Below are 2202 nucleotides of genomic sequence, written 5' to 3' on the forward strand. Positions count from 1 at the left end.
GTACCAGATCTGGGAGGGATCGGGGGGAAAATTCCGGGACTTTTTCCCTGAAAATTAGGTAATTGACCCCCTCAAAATCGCTAAAACCCTACACCCTACACCCTACACCCTACACCCTGCCCCCACCGAAAAGCTTTTTGCCGCAAACCCTACTTATGCACAAAAAAAACTCGTTTACTTTTCCGTAAACGAGTTTACTTTCCATGATATGATCAATAGTCCTTTGAGTTATTTAGCAACTGCTACCGGTGCTTTGACGGGCTGGGGCTGGGGCTGCAGGTCGCGCAAACTTGGGAAAAGGAAGTGGTTTTCCTCCACATATTGCGCTCCAAACAGTCCTTTTTCAGCCCAGAAATAGCGATCGGTTGTATGCTCGTTACGCTTAACAATCAATAAAGCTGGTGGGCTAATGCCTATAGCTTGAATATACTTACGCGCCGCAGTTACGGGTTTATCCTCGCCACTTTCAATACTATACTGGGGTACAAGTTCAAGTATCTTACGTCCTTCTTGACGACGGCGACTTTTACGTTTCCGTTTTCTGGCCAACCCAATTACCTCCTGTTCTGGCTAATCGTTGTAATGATAGTTACAAAAGCCGTAGCGATTATATCCCTTCTAGACCAAGAAATCAAGTGTCTCTCACAAACCCAATTACAGACAAGTTTGACTAGAAGCTAGACTGAGACTAGGTTTAAGTTTTTCTGACAAAAACACACCCACAAATATCGATACAAAACTTATTATTCTTAAACTTTTGTTAATACATACCGTGATCCACCCCGAAAATAGTGACCAAACCCTTGTTCTAACTGCTTTTTGCCAGTTGCCCTCGACCCAAGGGGAGGGACATTCTCTCCCCTGTCAACTGGGAAATAAAACTGGCAACCCTAGCTTGATCAAGGTTTTCTGATTTTTTACTTTTTACTTTCTTGGTATGCTCTTCTCCTCCCCCTCCCGGACTCCCCTGAGTGATGATTTTATTGCCCTCTGTCAAGTGCAGATGGAACTTTTGCGGGAGCAAATGGAAGCGGACAGAAGTGCAGTTTATTTAACTGAACCTTTATCGAGTAATTTAATCCCAGTCGTTGTTTGTCCGCCTTTTAACCCCCCTTCTCCCCAAAAAAAGCGGCTTTCCTTACAACCAGAGCAACCAGCAGCCGACTTGTTAACTGCGGTTAAGTTAGAAGATTTATCCCACCTCTGGGGTAATCAGGAGAGCGTCAGCGGTCATCGCTTGTTTTTACCCTTAATGTATGAAGAGGGCATGATCGGATTATTGGTGACAACCCGAGAAAAACGACCTTGGCAAAGTTGGGAATTAACCCAGATGGAAAAAATCACCCAAACCCTCGCTTTGGCCTGTGTACTCGATCGCCAATTGGGAGAAGAACGTTATTATCGACAATGGCAACGACAGCGCCTCGATACCTTTCTCCATCAAATCCGCAATCCCCTCACCGCTTTAAAAACCTTTGGTAAACTTCTACTCAAAAGGCTTTTAGCCGAAGAAGGTAACGATCCCGCTATTACTGGTATGCTGAGGGAAAGCGATCGAGTTCGCGACTTAATTGCCGAATTTGAGGGACAAATTCAGCAAGAAAGCGAAAATTACCCCACCGTCGATATTCCTCTCCTGCAAGCGCAATCTTCCCCCACCGCCTTTCTCTTACCTGCTGGCAGCGGCCAACTAACTCCGATCGATCTCCATGATCTTCTCGATCCGCTGCTCCTTTCGGCCCAAGCGGTAGCCAAAGAGAGAAATCTCAGTCTAGAAACGATTCACGGGGAAGATATACCACTTATTCGGGCCAATATCCCTGGTTTGCGGGAAGTATTCAGTAATTTAATTGATAATGCCCTCAAATATACTCCTGCTGGCGGAAAAGTCACCGTCGAGGTGCATAATGTTAAGAATAGTGTAGAAATTGTTTTTAAAGACACGGGTTATGGTATTCCGACGAGCGATCGAGAAAGAATTTTTCAACGTCACTACCGGGGAGTGCAAGCAGGGGGAGATATACCGGGTACAGGATTAGGTTTAGCGATCGCCAAAGAATTAATTACCAGCATGGGGGGGACGATCGAATTTATCAGTCCCAATCCCGATCCAACAAGTTCCCCCTACCCCGGCACGGTTTTTCGGGTTAGTATGCCGGTTATAGCCGATAGAAATCTTAGTATAGAAGGATGATCTGGTGG

The 2202-nt window shown here is 45.6% G+C and carries 2 protein-coding genes; one reads left to right on the forward strand and one right to left on the reverse strand.

All coding sequences use genetic code 11. From position 1 onward, the window contains the following. Nucleotides 1-228: 228 nt before the first annotated feature. Nucleotides 229-549, reverse strand: coding sequence for a DUF3155 domain-containing protein (locus IQ242_RS23070; protein ID WP_002768353.1), 321 nt, complete (start codon nucleotides 547-549; stop codon nucleotides 229-231). A gap of 388 nt (nucleotides 550-937) precedes the next feature. Here IQ242_RS23070 and IQ242_RS23075 point away from each other — a divergent pair, with 388 nt between their 5' ends. Beyond that, entirely contained in the window at nucleotides 938-2194 is a 1257-nt protein-coding gene (locus IQ242_RS23075; protein WP_193961556.1) for a GAF domain-containing sensor histidine kinase, read from the forward strand. The last annotated feature ends 8 nt before the right edge of the window (nucleotides 2195-2202 follow it).

Source organism: Microcystis sp. LEGE 08355 (genome assembly GCF_015207185.1).
GTDB classification, from domain to species: Bacteria; Cyanobacteriota; Cyanobacteriia; order Cyanobacteriales; family Microcystaceae; genus Microcystis; species Microcystis panniformis.